Consider the following 2,196-nt stretch of genomic DNA (forward strand, 5'->3'; position numbering starts at 1 on the left):
AGCGCTATGAGCGCGGATCGACCCTCATCACAAGCAATCTGCCCTTCGATGAATGGACCGAGACATTCGGCTCGGAGCGCCTGACCGGTGCGCTTCTCGACCGGCTGACCCACCACGTCAGCATCCTGGAGATGAACGGCGAGAGCTACCGCCTCGCAAACAGTTCTGCCCGTAAACGGCCCTGATCGCCATCCAAAAAACTGCGCATCATTGGCTCTGACCGGCCAGTGCGCCATGCCACGCGCCAGCTATCTGGGAAGCGCGCGCGCCATGGCGCACATCCTCACCAACTGGCCTGGTTTTACTCCGCCGCCATGGCCGATTTTTGCTCCGCCGTTGACAGATCATTCAGTCTCCGATCCGTGTGCGTAGGACAGCAGATTCCCCGCCAATCTCAGACTATACTCCATGATATGTTCCAGCTTTGATTCAGGTCAAGTTTGCTAAGTCGACGTTTTTTGGCCTCCTGACAGAATTCTGATTGATGAAATCATTACCTAATCAATGGGTCCTAACCATAGGCCGCCGATCGCAGCGATAGTTCGCAGTGAACACGACAAGGAGACTGTTGGCGCAACGTTCGCGGACAGATCAGGAGAAGCAGATGCGCCACGAACAATCGAGCTCGCGGCGTTGATTTGGCCTTACCGCGAACACCATGCGGGCTCGTAGCATCTGATAGCCACGCATCGCTCATTTGCTTTTCCGCAGGCTTCAGAGCTCCATGCGACCTGTCTTTCCCCCCGAAAGGAAGGAAAATCTAATGCTCTCGCCAGAATTCTGCAGGTGTTCGGGTCATCCCAACCTTCTGTATTCGGCCCGGCCCGCTTCGCAGCGGGCCGAGGGGTATCAGGCCCGCACGACCAGGACGGGGATTGCGGAACGGGTGACAACCTCGGTTGCCTGACTGCCAAGCAACATCCGCTTTAGCCCGCGCCGCCCGTGAGAGGCCATACAGATGAGATCGCAACTAAGTGCCTCGGCGCGCTCTAAGATAGCATCAGCAGGCGTGGCATCGGGCACATGCAGGGCCGTTACAGAAACGCCCGCATGTCTCGCACGCTCTGCGGCGGCCTCAAGGATCCGCTCGGCCGTTTCACGCTGCGCCTGATCATAGCCCTCAAGCACCGCCACCGGCGTGTATGACCCGGCCCCCATCGCCGCTGCTACAATCGGAAAGGGTGGCGTCACTGTCAGGATCGTTACCGCAGCGCCGATGCAGGATGCCAATGTAAGGCCATGCTCAAGGCCAAGGCCCGCGTTCTCAGAGCCATCGGTGGTGATAAGGATGTGCTTATACATGAGAAACCTCTTGAGGTTGGGAGGAGGGATGCGAGGGCGCTTTTCGCGCCGCACCGAGATCATTGCGGATCGGATCAGCAAGGAGCCGTAAGCCGTTTAGGACCACGAGAACGGTGCCCCCCTCATGACCGATGACGGCAAGCGGCAAGGGTAGGTCGAAGAAGAGCGCTGAGATCATCAAAAGCACCATCATCGCCAGAGCAAAGCCAAGGTTCTGCCGGATGATCCGGCGTGTGCGCAAAGCGAGCTTCCGCGCGGCGGCAAGGCGCGTCATGTCCTCGGACAGCAGGGCGACATCCGCGGCCTGCAGCGCCACCTCGCTGCCCGCGACCCCCATGGCGACGCCGACATCCGCCCGGGCAAGGGCTGCGGCATCGTTCACCCCGTCGCCGACGAAGGCCGTTCGGCCTTTTTCCGCAAGCGCGGCAACCAGTTTGACCTTGTCTTCCGGCAACAATTCGGCGTGGATCTCCGCATCTGAAAAGCCGAGCTCCCGCCCGATCCGTTCGGCCACCGGGCGGCGATCCCCGGTCATCAGGGCCAGCTGCGCCACCCCCGCCGCACGCAGTTGCGAAAGCCCGGCGGCAGAGCTTGGCCGCGGGCGGTCTGCCACCGTAACACCACCGATCAGCTGCGCGCCGCGGCCGATCCAGGTGACGGTTTGGGCAGAGGCCTTCAGCCGCTGAGCCCCGGCGGTATCGGCACGTGCCCCCATCCGCTCCAGCATCCGCTGGTTTCCGGCCCAGATCGGCCCCTCTTCGTCGATCCCGGTGATGCCTTCACTCGGATGGGTCACCACATCCCGAATGGCGGCGGGGGCAAGCCCCTCGGCCTCTGCCCGGCGCCGGATCGCGGCGGCGATCGGATGCTCGGACTGCGCCTCCAAACCCGAGA

Annotated in this window: 3 protein-coding genes; 1 reads left to right on the top strand and 2 read right to left on the bottom strand. The window is 62.0% G+C overall.

The window, feature by feature from the left end; all coding sequences use genetic code 11:
- Window positions 1–185: ATP-binding protein (locus H0485_RS21090; RefSeq protein ID WP_226937849.1), on the top strand; the 185-nt coding region annotated here is incomplete at its 5' end.
- Window positions 186–849: 664 nt separating this feature from the next.
- On the opposite strand, the gene H0485_RS21095 is transcribed toward H0485_RS21090, so the two are convergent.
- Both H0485_RS21095 and H0485_RS21100 read right to left on the bottom strand, forming a co-directional pair.
- A complete protein-coding gene (locus H0485_RS21095) occupies window positions 850–1,302 on the bottom strand; it encodes a universal stress protein (RefSeq protein ID WP_226937850.1) in 453 nt (150 codons plus the stop codon).
- Window positions 1,295–2,196, bottom strand: a 902-nt coding sequence (locus H0485_RS21100; protein WP_226937851.1) for an HAD-IC family P-type ATPase, incomplete at its 5' end; no start/stop codon positions are given. The genes H0485_RS21095 and H0485_RS21100, both read right to left, overlap by 8 nt.

This window comes from Pseudogemmobacter faecipullorum, from assembly GCF_020539525.1.
GTDB classification, from domain to species: Bacteria; Pseudomonadota; Alphaproteobacteria; order Rhodobacterales; family Rhodobacteraceae; genus Pseudogemmobacter; species Pseudogemmobacter faecipullorum.

Bases quoted from the DNA above. Each gene is read 5' to 3' on its own strand.
- H0485_RS21095 (WP_226937850.1), bottom strand. From the start codon at position 1,302: ATGTATAAGCACATCCTTATCACCACCGATGGCTCTGAGAACGCGGGC.